Here is a 15,959-nt window from a genome sequence, read left to right as displayed (position 1 = left end):
CTTTATTAAATGTAGTGTTCTGCTTTTTCTCAAACCACTTCTATTCCTTTGAGTGTAGCCGAACTTGAGTCGGTAATACGGACTTTTACGAAATCTCCTATCCGATGCATGCCACGGTCGAACACTACGACTTTGTTCTGTTCCGTCCGTCCGAACAATTGCTCTTTCGAACGTTTGGAAACTCCTTCTACCAATACTTCGAATGTCTTGCCTACGTCTTTCGCATTGCTTTCTGCCGAAAGTTGGTTCTGAAGTTCTATCAGCTCATTCAGCCGGCGGATTTTTACCTCTTCGGGTACATCATCGGGCAAATGTTTCGAGGCATATGTGCCGGGACGTTCCGAATACTTGAACATAAAAGCAGAATCGTAGGCACATTCGCGCATCAGCGAAAGGCTCATCTGGTGATCTTCTTCCGTTTCCGAATGAAAACCGGAGAAAATGTCAGTACTCAGTCCGCAATCTGGAATGATGCGTCGGATGGCTGCTACCCGTTCCAAATACCATTCACGGGTATATTTCCGGTTCATCAGTTTCAGAATACGTGAACTGCCGCTCTGCACAGGAAGATGGATATGTTTGCACACATTGGGCACTTCGGCTATTACGTGAAGTGTCTCGTCGCTCATATCCTTGGGATGTGATGTGGTAAAACGGACACGCATATCAGGTATCGCCTCTGCCACTGTGCGCAATAGTATTGGAAAAGTAATAACGCTGCCGTCTTCCTGCTCGAAACGGTACGAGTTTACGTTTTGTCCCAATAAGGTCACTTCCTTATAACCTTTCTGTCGAAGGTCATTCACTTCATTCAGGATGCTTGCCACATCACGGCTCCGCTCACGTCCGCGGGTATAAGGAACAATGCAGTAATGACAGAAGTTATTGCATCCGCGCATAATCGATACGTATCCTGAGATGCGGTTGCCACAAATGCGTGAAGGTATCACATCGCGATATGTCTCGGTAGTAGAAAGTTCTACATTGATAGCTTTCTCTCCTGCTTCTACCGAAGCAATCAGGTCAGGCAAAGCGAGGTAAGCGTCTGGTCCTGCCACTAAATCGACGTGGTGATTAGTTATCAAGTCTTCTTTCACCCGTTCAGCCATACAGCCCAACACACCTACAATAAGGTGTTTACGCTTCTTCCGCAAGGCATGGAAAAATTCCAGCCGGTTTAGGATTTTCTGTTCGGCATTGTCGCGGATGGAACATGTGTTCATAAACACAGCATCGGCTTCATCCAGTGTGTCGCAAGGCGTGTATCCGGCCATCTGCATAATGGAAGCCACCACTTCACTATCGGCTACGTTCATCTGGCATCCGTAGGTCTCGATAAACAATTTTTTTGTTTCTTTTCCGGTCGCGGATTTAAAGTCCGTTCCCGCAATCTGGTTTGTCATACGATTAATTATTTATATTATAGATTCTAAGCACGGCGGGAATGGATGACAAAATTATCTGCCATTCGCCATGTATTATTAATTATTAACAAATTCAAAGTCATCAAGACAGATTGAAATACACAAAAACAGAACCTTTGTTACCCATTTCCCGCATTTCTGCCCACCTGTGACTCACTTTCCTATCATAATACATACCCAAAACGGGTGCAAAGATAATAATTCTATTCCGTATCGCACAATAAGCAAACAGTTCTTATGATTCTTCGGTGAAAAATTACTATCTTTGGCAAAATCCTTTTTTAATAATACGAATATGTCGAATTTCCTTATCATACTTGCCATTATTGCCATTGCCATTTATAAGCAAGCGACAAAGGAACCTAAGAAACGGCCGTCCAAACAACCGAAAACGACGGTTCCATTTCCTATAGAATCTGTAGAGGAAGCAGAAAATGTTGTAGAGAAAGTACAACCGGCACAGTCCATTAAGCCGGCACGTCGTGTCTCAAAACCACGGAATACACCACCTCCTGTTTCGTCAGACTTTTCTTGCCAGCCCCGGTCTGGCATTCGGTTCCGTACTCCTTCGGAAGCACGGAAAGCATTCATTTATTCGGAGATATTCAAACGGAAATACTAATACATATTTTTAATACCTGAGCACTATGAACTACAACAGAATGACGGCGGCAGAAGCTGCCAGCCTGATACAAAACGGTGAAATCATAGCTCTTAGCGGCTTTACTCCGGCAGGAAGTCCCAAAGCCGTTACGGCCGAACTGGCTAAACAAGCCGAAGAAAAACATGCGCGGGGTGAAGAGTTCCGCATTGGAATCATCACAGGAGCCTCAACAGGCGACTCGTGTGATGGGGTATTGACACGGGCACATGCTATCAAATTCCGTGCCCCTTATACCACCAACACCGATTTCCGCAAAGCGGTGAACAATGGAGAAATCAATTACACCGACATTCATCTTTCGCAAGTGGCTCAACGCTTACGGTCCGGTTTTTTGGGACATGTCACTACTGCCATTGTGGAAGCTTGTGAATTGACTGATGACGGACGTATTTACCTTACTGCCGGCGTAGGCATTACACCTACCATCGCCCGTCTTGCCGACCGGGTCATTATTGAACTGAACGCTGCACACAGTAAACGCATCATTGGTATGCACGACTTGTACGAAATGGAGCGTCCTCCCTACCGTCGTCCGATTCCCATCGTACGTCCCAGTGACCGTATCGGACTTCCTTACATTCAGGTAGATCCTCAAAAAATCGTGGGAGTGGTAGAAGTAGACATTCCCGACGAAGCACGCGGATTCAGTGCCCCCGATCCGGTAACGGATAAAATCGGGCAAAACGTTGCCGATTTCCTTTCGGCAGATATGAAACGGGGCATTATTCCTTCTACGTTTCTGCCTTTGCAATCGGGGGTAGGCAACATAGCCAATGCTGTATTGAGCGCCTTAGGCCGTGATTCGAGTATTCCTCCTTTCGAAATGTATACTGAAGTTATCCAGAATTCAGTCATTACCCTTATTAAAGAGGGACGTATCAAGTTCGGAAGTACCTGTTCGCTCAGTGTAACAAATGATTGCCTGGAAGACATTTACGAAAACATGGACTTCTTCGCCCACAAGCTGGTGCTCCGTCCGTCCGAAATATCCAACTGTCCCGAAGTAATCCGCCGCATCGGAGTCATCTCGATGAACACCGCCATCGAAGCCGATATCTACGGCAATGTAAACTCCACCCACATTTGCGGCACGAAGATGATGAACGGTATCGGTGGTTCAGGCGACTTTACGCGCAGCGCTTACATTTCCATATTCTCATGTCCTTCTACTGCTAAGGGCGGGTGTATCAGCTCTATTGTGCCCATGGTATCGCATCTTGACCACAGCGAACATTCGGTTAATGTCATCATTACCGAACAGGGTATTGCCGATTTGCGTGGAAAAAGCCCGATGGAGCGTGCACAGGCCGTCATTGAAAACTGTGCACACCCCGATTACAAACAACTTCTATGGGATTACCTGAAGATTTCTACCAAAGGACAGACTTGTCATAGTCTTTCTGCTGCTCTGGGTATGCACCAGGTATTCTTGAAGAAAGGCGACATGCGGCTTACCGATTGGAGCGAATTTGATTCTTGAACATATACCAATGAATAAAAAGACACGGAGACACAGGAAAATGTAACGTGAAAAAACAGTGCGTCTTCGTGTCTTTTTGTTTTCAATCATTTTGTTGTAATAATTTCAGTTGCTAAATATTATGAATCTACGTTGGTTAGGTATAGCTTTGTCGTGTATATTCAGCTGGAATATAATGAAAGCAAGTGTAGAAAACGATGCCTTGTGGCAGGTACGGGCTACAGATTTGCATGCTCCGTATGCTTCGGCTCCGATGGCAAGCGGATGTATTGGCATTTTGCCGGATAAAGAACCTTTCCGCATAGGGCAGGTAGTGCTGAATCATGTGTTTGATGCAGCTGCTCCAGGTGTAGTAAGCCGGGTGATGAAAGGAATCAATCCTTTTGGAATACAGATGAAAATAGATGGCATGATAATAGATACTACCTGTATTAAGGCTTGGGAGCAGACGGTAGATATGCGCCAGGCAGTGCACCGCACAACATTTGAGGCAGGACGGAAAGTGCAAGTAGTGTCTGAATTACGTGCTTTGCGAAACCTTCCATACGCTGGATTGGTATCGGTGCAGGTGAAAGCACTGACGGATGTAGTGCTGGAGATACGGAACAGTATGAATGTGCCCGATGACTATGCTGCCGATACCGTACGCTATCGCGAACTGGATGCCGATGGTACACGCTTGTATCTGTTGGAGGCAGAAGCCGTTTCTGCAAGAAAGTACAGGCAGGTAGCAGCGGCATCGACTTTTATGTTCGACGGTGCTGAACACTGGAAACCTTCGTTTGATAAAGCAACCGGCGAGCTGCTTTTTATGTTGTCTCTGAAAAAAGGTGAAACACTTTCGTTCTCGTTGGTAGGCAGTATTTGTTCGTCACGAGACTTTACTGATCCTTATAATGAAGCCGAACGCCAGGTGGTATACGCTGTTCACGAAGGAAAGACGCAATTGATACAGGCACATGAACGGTTATGGAATACCTTGTGGCAAAGCGATATTCGTATCGAAGGAGATGATGATGCCCAGCGGTTGGTACGTTTCGCCTTGTTCAATTTATATGCATCCTGCCGTGCCGGAAGCCGGTTGAGTATTCCACCGATGGGACTTTCTTCGCAAGGTTACAATGGACATATCTTTTGGGATACTGAACTTTGGATGTATCCTCCGATGCTTTTGCTGCAACCCGATATGGCACGGTCGATGCTTGATTATCGTGTAGACCGAAAAGAGCCTGCACGCCGGAAAGCAATGGCATACGGATATAAGGGAGCAATGTATCCGTGGGAAAGTGATAATACGGGCGAAGAGGCGACACCGACATTTGCCCTGACCGGGGCATTCGAACATCATATCACAGCAGATGTGGGCATTGCTTGCTGGAATTATTATTGTGTGACCCGTGATTCTGTCTGGCTGAAGCGTGAAGGTTTTCCGTTGCTGAAGGAGATAGCAGAGTTTTGGGTAAGTCGTTCGGTATGTAATGCCGACGGTTCCTATTCGATTGTCGGGGTAACTGGAGCGGATGAATATGCCAATGGTGTAACCGATAATGCCTTTACCAACGCTTCCGCCTCGTTGGTATTAGACTATGCTTCCCGTGCCGGATGGGTATGTGGTGAGCAAGTACCTTCTGTATGGGGTAAAGTGAGCCGTGGTTTGCGTATCTTGCAGTTTGAAGATGGAGTTACGCGTGAACATGCCACGTATCAAGGTGAAACCATCAAACAGGCAGATGTCAACCTGCTGGCTTACCCGTTGGGAAAAATCACCGATGTCAGGCAGCAGCAAAAAGACCTTGCCTATTATGCTGAACGCATTGACCAGCGCGATGGTCCAATGATGTCGTATGCCGTTTTTTGTGTACAATATGCACGAATGGGCAATGCGGCAAAAGCCTATGAAATGTTCTGCCGTTGTTATCAGCCTAACTGGCGTCCTCCTTTTGGGGTACTGTCTGAAACACCTTCAAGCAACAACCCTTATTTCATGACTGGAGCAGGAGGCTTGCTTCAAGCCGTGCTGAATGGATTTTGTGGGCTTCAAGTAACCGAAGAAGGCATTATACAGTTGCCTTCGGTTTTGCCTTTGCACTGGAAAAAGGTTACGGTGACAGGAGTAGGAGTGGAAAAGAAAGTCTATGTACGGGAGCAGTAAAAGGGTATTCATCTCTTTTCATAGGGAAATGCATTACTGTGCCTGACGGAATGCCCAGATGCGTTGCAATACGTTCTTGCGCAGGTCTTCGTTATAAAGGTTGAACTCTTGCACGTGCAGGTTTCCTTTAGGCAACAGGGCTGCTACGCTGGGGATGAAATACTGCTCTTCATCGATGCCCGTCACGATAAGTGTATGAATCGTAGTGTCTTGCGCGACGGTAAATCCTTGGTAAGAGGTAGCTGGGGTAGCATCGGTGCGCCAGTTGACAGGATTGATGCACACCACATTGTCTCGGAACAAAGGCGATACGGCATCGGGACGGGTTACGCTATTGAATCCGATGAGCACGCCCGTATCTATAGAGTCTTGTGCAGGGCGCAAGGTAGAATAACCGGCAAGTTCTTCCGGTGTCACGGTATAGCCGATGGCGTAGGTGGCGATGAGCTTCCGGCTGATGTCGGGTGTCATTTCCCGTTTCAGGAGTTCGATAACCGCCTTGGCTCCTTGGCTGTGTCCCGCAAGGATGAACGGTTTCCCTTGGTTGTCGTGCTCCATATAATAATGGAAAGCGTCCGCCACGTCTTGATAAGCCAGCTTGAAACGCTCTTCGATGAGTGCCGTGTCCAAGGTGAGCCAGCTGTCCATCGAAATCTGGCGGTAATAAGGAGAGAAGAAGTTGCAGCTATCTGCCAATACGCTTTTAGCCAATTGGATGGAAGGGTCTGTCAAGGCACGTTGTTCCGTATTGAAGATGTCCATGTGGTGCCGGGTTTGCCCCAACGAGTCGGTATAGTCCCAAATGCAGGTCGGGACTACATAAAACAGGTCTACGTCTTTTCCCGTAGCGTCTTGCTTATTCTCGAACCAGCATCGGTTGTCCGAATAGTCTATCGTGGGGCTTGCGGGGGCGGATGAGTCTTTCTCGCAAGAAACCAGCGCAAGGAGCAGACAGGCGATGCCCGTCAGGTGAGATAATAGTTGTAAGCTTTTCTTGTAAGTTGTTTTCATGTTATTCATGTCCATAGGTCTGTTGCAGGTTCGCTTGTTCTTCCAATATTGTTTCGATATGGTCCAGTATCGCATAAAGCTCCACTTGGGTTTCGGCACGGAGCATGGCGATACGGGTTTCGCGGAAATTGGGAATACCTTTAAATAAAGGAGAAGCTGCCAGGTGACGGCGTACGTGGAGGATGCCCCGGCGCTCGTCGAGCAGGTTGATGCTGTCTTGTACCTCACGGCGTAATACGTCCAGCTTCCAGCGGAAAGAAAGTGGAGGAAGTTCTTCGCCCGTTTCCAGATAATGCTTCACTTCCTTGAATATCCACGGGCGTCCGAAACTGGCACGGCCTATCATAATGGCATCCACACCGTAGCGGTCGAAACATTCTTTGGCACGTTGGGGAGTAGTGATGTCACCGTTCCCGATGATAGGAATGCGCATACGCGGATTATTTTTTACCTCACCTATCAGGGTCCAGTCGGCTTCGCCGGTGTACATCTGTGCACGGGTACGCCCGTGTATGGTCAATGCCTCGATGCCGCAATCCTGCAACTGTTCGGCAAGTTCTACGATGACTTTGTGGTTCTCGTCCCATCCCAGGCGGGTTTTTACCGTAACAGGAATCTGCACCGCATTCACTACGGCACGGGTTATCTCCAGCATTTTGGGGATATTCTGAAGCATGCCTGCCCCTGCCCCTTTACCAGCCACCCGCTTTACCGGGCAACCGAAGTTTAAGTCGAGAATGTCGGGGTGAGCCTGTTCAACGATGCGTGCCGCTTCTACCATTGTATCGGTATCCTTGCCATATATTTGGATGGCTACGGGGCGTTCGGCGGCACTGATGTTGAGTTTCGTCATCGTCTTGTCTACCGAACGTATCAAGGCATCGCTCGATACAAATTCGGTATATACCATATCGGCACCAAACTCTTTGCAGAGCAGGCGGAATGCGGGGTCGGTCACGTCTTCCATAGGAGCCAGCACTACGGGTCTCTCTCCTAAGTCGATGGTTCGTATCTTCATGGGGTAAAGTTTCATTAGGATGGTTTTCGTTTGCAAAAGTAGTAAAATAAAAAGAGATGCTCCGTATGAAGCATCTCTTTTTATTTGTCTGGCTGGCATTGAAGAGTATTTATGCCTTCCTTCCGTTTGCCAGATTATCTGTAAATATCCAGTTTCGGATGGTCGTTGTACAGATTCAGGTTTTGCAGCTCTTCCTGTTCAGTGATACGGAACAAGTAGTACTTGCTGTTCGGAACAAAATCTGTTCCGTCGGGAAGCTTCACGGTAGAGTGTCCTTGCAGGATAACGCAATATTTGCTTTGGTAAGCCTCGTCTTTATCATCGGCAAAGATGACATCTCCGGTTTCGGTTACGATAGGTGTCTTGTCGGTTACGCTTCCATCTTCATGTTCGTTATAAGTACATTCTACGAAGTGTTGCCATGCCTTACGCTCTACCGGTTGCTGGTTGCGGATGATATCAGTCAGTGCAAATCCTTCTCCCCACAGTTCCTTGCGGCGTTCCAGCCAGATTTCTTTCAGGAGGTCATCACCTGTAGCTGTAATTTCGGCTGCGGTATAGCCCGGTTTCATACGTGCGTCGCGCAGTTCTTTCAACAGGCTTTGTGCCTCACTGGTTTTTCCCGGCAGGTGTGCTGCAGCTTCTGCCTTGATAAGGTACATTTCGGCTACACGCATCATCACAATGTCGGCAAGCATATTGTCGACATCGGCGAATTTGAACTTCGAACTCAGCATGGTCCATTCACCGTATCCGGCATTGGGACCCCAAAAGAACATTCCTTTACGGTAATCATTATCATCAAACAGTTCTTTGAAATAAGGGTCTACATTCAGGCAAGAGTAACCGCTTCCTGGTGTCGTGCTATCTTTGAAATGAAAGTTATAGGCGGGAAGGTTGTCGTCAATAGTACATGAGTAACCCCACATCCATTCCTGGTTTAAGGCATTGTTGAATCCGCTCTTGTATTCCGTTTCATTCATCAGGTAACGGTTTTTCAGGTTCATGGCTTCATCGGCATAATTGTAGGCTTCCTGCCATTCGCGGGCGTACAGGCTGGTACGTGCCAGCAAGCCTGTTACTACTGTATGGTCTATTTTATACTGGTCGGTCGCGTTACTTCCACGGTTATAATCCGTCGGAATCAAATCATATCCGGCTTTCAGGTCGGCAAGTGCCTGCGCATATACTTCCGATACGCTGGATGCGGGTTTCCCGGTTACTGCCATATCGTAGCTGGTAGGCTCGGTGTAGATGGGTACACATACGGCATTAGGGTCTTTGTCGATAGCGAAAGAATAGTGGCTTGCCAACAGCATGTAAAGGAAACCACGTGTAGCGTAAGCCTGTCCCTTGATACGGTCTTTCTCTGTTTGTTCGCCTTCGATGTTATCAATGTTTGCCAATACAGCATTGCAGTTGTTGATGGGGTCGTATACCATGTCCCACATCACGTCATTGATTTCGCCGCGTCCATAGCCGTTTGTCAGGTTATAGCTGGATGAATATCCGTAACTGGTGGTACGCACTACGTCCGAACCGGCAAAGTCATCGTTCATCATGATGGCACCATAGCCGATGGAAGCATACGTTGAACCACTATTGAAAATATAGTTCCATACGCCACGCATCACACGGTCGGCATTTTCTGTGTTTTTGTAAACGGCATCTGCATCGAGTGAAGTCGTGGGAGCCGTATCCAGGTCGCAGGCTGTAAAGGTGCAGGCAGCCAGTGCCCCAAAGCATATAGTCTTAAAATTCAGTTTCATAGTTTAAAAGTGTTTTTTAAAGTGTTACATTAATACCGAAAGAGAATGTCTTCATTGCCGGATAACGGTATGAAACCATACCATTAATAGGCTGTTCGGGGTCAAGTCCCTGCTGGTGGCAGAAAGTCAGCAGGTTTTCGCCCTGCAGGAAGATGCTTGCCTGCTTGATAGTGGCATAGTGCAGCCATTTCTCTGGCAGGTTATACGATAATGTAACGGTTTTCAGGCGCAAGAACGAACGGTTTACCAACCAGCGGCTGGAACTGCTGGTGAAGTAGCTGGTCTGGTCGTACGACAGACGCGGGATGTCGGTATAGCGGTTTTCAGGTGTCCACCGGTTGAGCATATCCTTGCTTAAGGTAGAACCGTTTCCTCCCGATACGCTGATCATGCTTTTGTAGTCGTTGTTATACAGCTTGCCGCCGATAGCGTATGAGAACAACATCGAGAGTGAAAGGTCTCTCCAGGTCAGGTCTGACTGGAAACCACCGCTTACTTTCGGCAACGAACTGCCCACCTTCACCTTGTCGTCCGAAGTCAGGCTGGAATAGTCTTCGGTGATTTTCCGGCTTCCGTCGGTATCGGTATAATACCATTGCGGATTACCGTTTTCCGGATTCACACCTGCCCATTCATACAACCAGAAGTCGTACAGCGAGCCACCTTTCACCCATTTCTTGGTGCTTTGCCACATCACGTCAGTAGGCAATTCAACGATTTCGTTCTTGTATGTCGTAGCGTTGACACTGAGTTTCCACGTCCAGTCTTTGGTCAGTACAGGCGTACCGTTAATGGTAAATTCCCAACCATAGTTTTTCAGTTTACCGATGTTGGCATCAATGCTGGAAAATCCTCCCGACGGAACGAGGTCGCGTGCGAAGAGCAGATCTTTAGATGCACGTTGGAAAAATTCGATGGTTCCGTTGAGGCGGTTGCTCCAGAAACCGAAGTCAAGTCCCACGTTCAGGTTCAGATTGGTTTCCCAACTCAGTTCCGGTGTTTCCAGACGTGAAGCGTGCAAGGTAGATTCGCCGAATGAACTGCCTATTTCATACAGTGCCTTATAGGCATAATAACCCACATTGTCGTTACCCTGTGCACCGTAGCTGGCACGGAGGGTCAGGTTGGTCAACCAGTCGTTTGCAGCCTCTTCAAGGAATTTTTCACGTGAAATCTTCCACGAACCGCCAAACGACCAGAATGTTCCCCAGCGGTGGTCGGGGTGGAAACGTGACGAGCCGTCGGTACGTACCGATGCCGATACGAAATACTTGCTTTGGTACGAATATTCCGCACTGCCGAAGAAGCTCAACAATTTGTATTGGTCGCTGTTGCCATAGAAAGAACTCAGTGTAGAAGCTACATCGGGTTCGTAGTAACCGTCGGTAATGACACCGGTACGGGAACCTCCAAAATTGGACGTGTTGTATTCGTAATATTCCTGACCAGCCATCAGGCGTACGTCGTGATTTTCGTTGAACGTATGGTTCCAGTTGATGACATTATTATAAGTAAGTCCCGTTGTACGCACGTTTTCCTTCTCCACTCCACCGGTCAATGGTTCTTTGCCGTAAGTGGGATTGTCGTAAAAATGTGCGAAGCGGCTGTTGTAGTCGATGTTGAGCGACATTTTGTAGCTCAATCCTTCAAGGGGAGTGATTTGCAGATAACCGCGTATCGAAGCCGCATCGCGCTTGTATTCTTTTTTGTCGTACAACATGGATTGCGCGAAGTTATAACCGTTGTACGAACCTTTGCGGTAGTTTCCGTAATCGTAAATACGGTTGCCATTTTCATCCAGCAAATATTCGCCGGTGGTCAAGTCACGTTCATACACAGGATAAAACGACGGAATACTGCGGGCGGCCAGTACGATGTTTCCGATAGCCGTATCGTCTTGTTTCGGATAATCCTGAACAGAGTGGGTAGCCGATACGTTCAGTCCTACCTGCAACCATTTGCGCAAGTCGGTCGTGATATTGGTACGGAGGTTATAACGCTTGAAGCCCGAACAGATGTAAGCACCTTGGTCGTTCAGGTAGCCCAGCGAGAAATAATACTTGGTACGTTCGCTACCACCCGAGATGCTGGCACTGATATCAGTATAATGGGCATCCTGGCTTAAAGCATCTTCCCAACTGTCATCCCACAGCGGAGTAGCACCTGCCACGATTTTGCCATCCGTGCCTACCGGTTGGGGATATTGTGTGCCGTAAGGGTTGATACCCAAGCCACCTGTTGCCGTAGTGGCAAGAATAGAAGAAGCTGTCTGTGCAGCCGATTCAGCACTTTGACCGTTGTCCATATAGCTGTTGCGGAGTGCCTCCCATTGCAGCATGAAGTAGTCGTTCGTACTCAACTGGTCGTAGTCGCGTACGGCGCGACTCGAAAAACCATACTTGGCTGAAAGCTGGATGGTAGGAGCCGAACCGTTTTGTCCTTGCTTGGTAGTAATCATAATCACACCGTTGGCAGCACGTGAACCATACAGTGAAGCGGCGGCGGCATCCTTCAGTACAGTCACCGAAGCAATGTCTTGCGAAGAGATAGACGACAAGGCACCGTCGTAAGGCACGCCGTCCACTACGTACAGCGGTGTGGTGGTGGCATTGGCAGAACCTACGCCGCGAATGTAGATGCTGGCATCTTCACCCGGTTGTCCGCTGGTAGAGAACGATTGCAGACCAGCTACGGTTCCTTGCAATGCTTTCGACACGCTGGATACCTGTGAGGCGGCAATGATTTTCTTGTCGATTACACTTGCCGAACCGGTGAAGGTAGATTTTTTTGCAGTACCGTAGGGCACGGCGATAACCACCTCATCGATGGCAATACTGGATTCGTGCATTTCTATGTTAATGGTTTTCTGCCCATTTATAGGAACTTCCTGAGTTTCGTAGCCGATAAATGAAAATACCAATGTGTTTTGTGGTTCGGTCTGTAGCGAATAGTCGCCATCCATGGAGGTGATTGTACCGTTAGTACTTCCTTTTACCGCTACTGTCACGCCGGGCAAACCTTCGCCTCCGGCAGTGACTTTTCCCGAAACAGTGATGCGTTGCGCATACGTCGCTATGCAGAACAAAAGCATGCATAGCAGAGTTAGTGACCTGCTCATAAGTGTTTAATTGGTTGTTATGTGTTTATAGTTTACAGTTGGTTTCTCTCTCTCTTATGGAGAAACATTGTTTATGGTTTATTGAATAGTTTTGTCTGTTTCCCAAAAAACGGGCGCAAAAATAGTAAATTCTTTGAATAAATGACATAGAAAAGTGAAAATATGCGCACATCGGGTTTCGTTTTTGGGTATTTATTCTATCATTATGCATAAAAGATACACAATGATTGCTGGAAAATCGCTACCTTTGCAGCCTAAATCAGAAGAAATATGGATTATCCGATAAAAGACTTTGAGATTATGGCACCGGTAGGTTCGCGCGAATCACTGGCGGCGGCTATTCATGCCGGAGCAGATTCCATCTATTTCGGTATCGAGAGTTTGAACATGCGGGCACGGTCGGCAAGCACATTTACCATTGACGACTTGCGCGAGATAGCACGCACGTGCGACGAGCACGGGGTAAAGAGTTACCTCACGGTGAATACCATCATTTACGATGAAGACCTGGAGCTGATGCGCCGGATTATCGATGCGGCAAAACAGGCAGGCATCAGTGCGGTGATTGCCGCCGATGTGGCGGTAATGGCGTATTGCAACCAAATCGGGCAGGAAGTGCACCTTTCTACCCAACTGAACATCAGCAATGTGGAGGCACTGCGCTTTTATGCCCAGTTTGCCGACGTGGTGGTGCTGGCACGTGAACTGAACCTGAAACAGGTGCGCAAGATATACGATGCCATCCATGAGCAGCACATCACCGGCCCGATGGGGCAACCCGTGCGTATCGAGATGTTCTGCCACGGAGCGTTGTGCATGGCGGTATCGGGCAAGTGTTACCTCAGCCTGAACGAACTGAACGCTTCCGCCAACCGCGGTGCCTGTATGCAGGTGTGCCGCCGCGCCTATATTGTAAAAGACAAGGAAAGCGACATCGAACTGGAAGTGGATAACCAGTACATCATGTCGCCCAAAGACCTGAAGACCATCCGCTTTATGGACGAAATGATAGAAGCGGGCGTGCGGGTGTTCAAAATAGAGGGACGTGCCCGCGGACCCGAGTATGTGAAGACGGTGGTAGAGTGCTATAAGGAAGCCATCCGGTCGTACTTGGACGGCACGTTTACCGAAGCGAAGAAAGACGCATGGGACGAACGCTTGAAGACGGTATTCAACCGCGGCTTTTGGAACGGTTATTACTTGGGGCAACGCTTGGGAGAGTGGAGCCGCAATTACGGTTCGGGCGCTACCGAACGCAAGGTGTACGCCGGACGGGGCATCAAGTATTTCTCCAACATCGGCGTGGCTGAGTTTCTGATAGAAGCGTCCGAAATCAAGGTAGGCGACAAGCTGCTGATAACGGGTCCTACTACGGGCGCGATGTTTGTCACCCTCGACGAAGCCCGTGTCGACCTGAAACCGGTGGACGTAGTGCCCAAAGGCGTGCACGTGTCGTTCAAGGTGCCCGGACGCATCCGCCCCAGTGACAAACTGTACCGGATGGTCCCGACCGAGGAGTTGAAAAGAAAATAAGCAGGAAGCAAGCAGGAATTGGGAAGTCAATTAGCAGCATGGTCCTTTACATCCCAGTCCTCTTAAAATCCTAAGATACCAGGACTGCAGTCCTATATATATATAGGACTGCAGTCCTGACGCTGTAAGACAGTAGTCCTATACTACTGGGACTGGACATGCAGTTTATTCTCTTCTCTCTTTTGACTGATTGTCTTATGTTGCGCAGCTCGTTATGCACTAAAATCAGCTTATAGCCTTGCACTCCGGTCTACGATTTTAATCAGGTTATAGAGTTCTGCCACCTCGTTGGTAAAAACGGCAACCTGACGAAAGATTTGAATAAGAATATCACAGATATTCAGAAGCTGTTTTGAATTTACCGTGCGATGATTTGGGATGAGTTTTTGAGGCATTTTCGCTTCTGTGATGAGGAAGATAGCGGGCTATCTGACGAAGGACAGGAGCGAAAAGGACCAAAAAATCGCCCAAAGCACACACGAAAACGGATACATCAAGCCAAGAAAAACTTTTTGGAGAAATTCAAAACAGCTTCTCAATATAATTGTTTAAATTTGCCAAGCAAGGTCACGTTCGGGAACGGGAATACGATAACCTATCTGTATGCGGCTGATGGTACAAAGCTACGCACGGTTCATAAGATAGGAAGTACAACTACTACAACGGACTATTGCGGCAGTGTGGTCTATGAAAACGGCAGTCAGAAATACTTGTTGACGGAAGAAGGCTATGTCACCTTGGCTGACAGTAAATACCATTACTACCTGAAAGACCACCAAGGTAATAACCGTGTGGTCATCAGCTCAACGGGGACGGTCGAGGAAACGAACCATTATTATCCTTTCGGCGAGGTGTTCGCGGCAACGAACAATGTCCAGCCGTACAAATATAACGGTAAGGAGTTCGATAACAAGAACGGCTTGAACTGGTACGATTACGGTGCACGGCACTATGATGCGGCACTGGGACGGTTTGTGACGGTTGACAAGTTTGCAGAGAAGTATCCGTTGTTGTCTCCTTATCAGTATGCAGCCAATAATCCGGTAGTGAATGTGGATGTGAATGGTGACAGTATTGTTGTTTTGAATTATACAAAAGGACAACATTTAGGAATGCTTATTCAAGACGAATCCCTGCAATGGCGTTATTATTCGTTCAATGGTGACAAGATTTATAATTCCACAGACGGAAGCATAGGAGGAGGACCGTTTGACGATAAAGGTGAAAAGGCTTGGGACACCCCTCAAGAGTTTATGGATGATGATTACAATCAGTCAACGACAGATGTAGAGTTAAGGAATGGTACTGTAAATGGTTATGGTTATGATGAAGGTTATTTAATACCTACAACTCCGAATCAAGATAGAATTATTTCTCGAACATATTTGAATGTAGTAGAACAGGGATATTCGTTAATAGGAAATCACTGTTCGATTGCTGTTCAAAAAGCATTAAATGCTGCTAACATAGAGACTCGCAATCCTGCTATTAAGATTGTAAATCGACAATTTGGAGAGATTAATAATATAAAAATCAATCCTTATTTGCCAAGTGCTGCATATAATGCAATAATACGTAATAATCCGACAGGATATGTGATAAAAAGACGATGAAGGTTTCATTAAATAGAATGTCAGATTTTGTCCTCCCTGTGTTTTGGGGAGGACAAGGTTTGATGTATGCTCGGCATGAGTATTAGCTAACGGGTGCAAGTCCCTAATGAGCCCTAATAGCGGGAATCATACAGCCCAAAGCAAGGGTGTCCATCGCGAGTTGGAATCTGAAAGAAG

9 protein-coding genes and 1 pseudogene are annotated in these 15,959 nt (G+C 47.5%); 4 read left to right on the top strand and 6 right to left on the bottom strand.

Features of this window, described 5'->3' with window-relative positions:
• Positions 1-29: 29 nt before the first annotated feature.
• Complete coding sequence (miaB, locus tag B5F25_RS08710; protein ID WP_087248970.1) at positions 30-1,403, bottom strand: tRNA (N6-isopentenyl adenosine(37)-C2)-methylthiotransferase MiaB; 1,374 nt, start codon at positions 1,401-1,403, stop codon at positions 30-32.
• 360 nt (positions 1,404-1,763) lie between these two features.
• Entirely contained in the window at positions 1,764-2,015 is a 252-nt protein-coding gene (locus B5F25_RS21130) for a hypothetical protein (protein ID WP_140406895.1), read from the bottom strand.
• Positions 2,016-2,071: 56 nt separating this feature from the next.
• On the opposite strand from B5F25_RS21130, the gene B5F25_RS08700 reads away from it, so the two are divergent.
• Positions 2,072-3,568, top strand: coding sequence for an acetyl-CoA hydrolase/transferase family protein (locus B5F25_RS08700; protein WP_022039137.1), 1,497 nt, complete (start codon positions 2,072-2,074; stop codon positions 3,566-3,568).
• Between the two features lie 121 nt (positions 3,569-3,689).
• Positions 3,690-5,720 (top strand): glycoside hydrolase family 65 protein, encoded by a 2,031-nt coding sequence (locus B5F25_RS08695; RefSeq protein ID WP_087248966.1) that lies wholly within the window; start codon positions 3,690-3,692, stop codon positions 5,718-5,720.
• Positions 5,721-5,753: 33 nt separating this feature from the next.
• On the opposite strand, the gene B5F25_RS08690 is transcribed toward B5F25_RS08695, so the two are convergent.
• The 4 genes from B5F25_RS08690 to B5F25_RS08675 form a co-directional block, all read right to left on the bottom strand.
• Entirely contained in the window at positions 5,754-6,740 is a 987-nt protein-coding gene (locus B5F25_RS08690; RefSeq protein ID WP_241148381.1) for a DUF3089 domain-containing protein, read from the bottom strand.
• Positions 6,733-7,749 (bottom strand): tRNA dihydrouridine synthase DusB, encoded by a 1,017-nt coding sequence (gene dusB / locus B5F25_RS08685; protein ID WP_022039134.1) that lies wholly within the window; start codon positions 7,747-7,749, stop codon positions 6,733-6,735. Before dusB ends, B5F25_RS08690 begins: the two co-directional genes overlap by 8 nt.
• A 134-nt stretch (positions 7,750-7,883) precedes the next feature.
• Complete coding sequence (locus B5F25_RS08680; RefSeq protein WP_087248964.1) at positions 7,884-9,518, bottom strand: RagB/SusD family nutrient uptake outer membrane protein; 1,635 nt, start codon at positions 9,516-9,518, stop codon at positions 7,884-7,886.
• A gap of 16 nt (positions 9,519-9,534) precedes the next feature.
• Entirely contained in the window at positions 9,535-12,636 is a 3,102-nt protein-coding gene (locus B5F25_RS08675) for a TonB-dependent receptor (protein WP_087248962.1), read from the bottom strand.
• Positions 12,637-12,906: 270 nt separating this feature from the next.
• On the opposite strand from B5F25_RS08675, the gene B5F25_RS08670 reads away from it, so the two are divergent.
• Together B5F25_RS08670 and B5F25_RS08665 are read left to right on the top strand one after the other, a co-directional pair.
• Positions 12,907-14,169 (top strand): peptidase U32 family protein, encoded by a 1,263-nt coding sequence (locus B5F25_RS08670; RefSeq protein ID WP_087248960.1) that lies wholly within the window; start codon positions 12,907-12,909, stop codon positions 14,167-14,169.
• A gap of 536 nt (positions 14,170-14,705) precedes the next feature.
• A pseudogene (locus tag B5F25_RS08665) lies at positions 14,706-15,782 on the top strand (RHS repeat-associated core domain-containing protein); the annotation flags it as partial.
• Between the last annotated feature and the right edge of the window lie 177 nt (positions 15,783-15,959).

It is taken from the genome of Bacteroides sp. An19, assembly GCF_002160215.1.
Lineage (GTDB): Bacteria > Bacteroidota > Bacteroidia > Bacteroidales > Bacteroidaceae > Phocaeicola > Phocaeicola intestinalis.
This window is presented reverse-complemented; position numbering and strand designations above follow the sequence as displayed.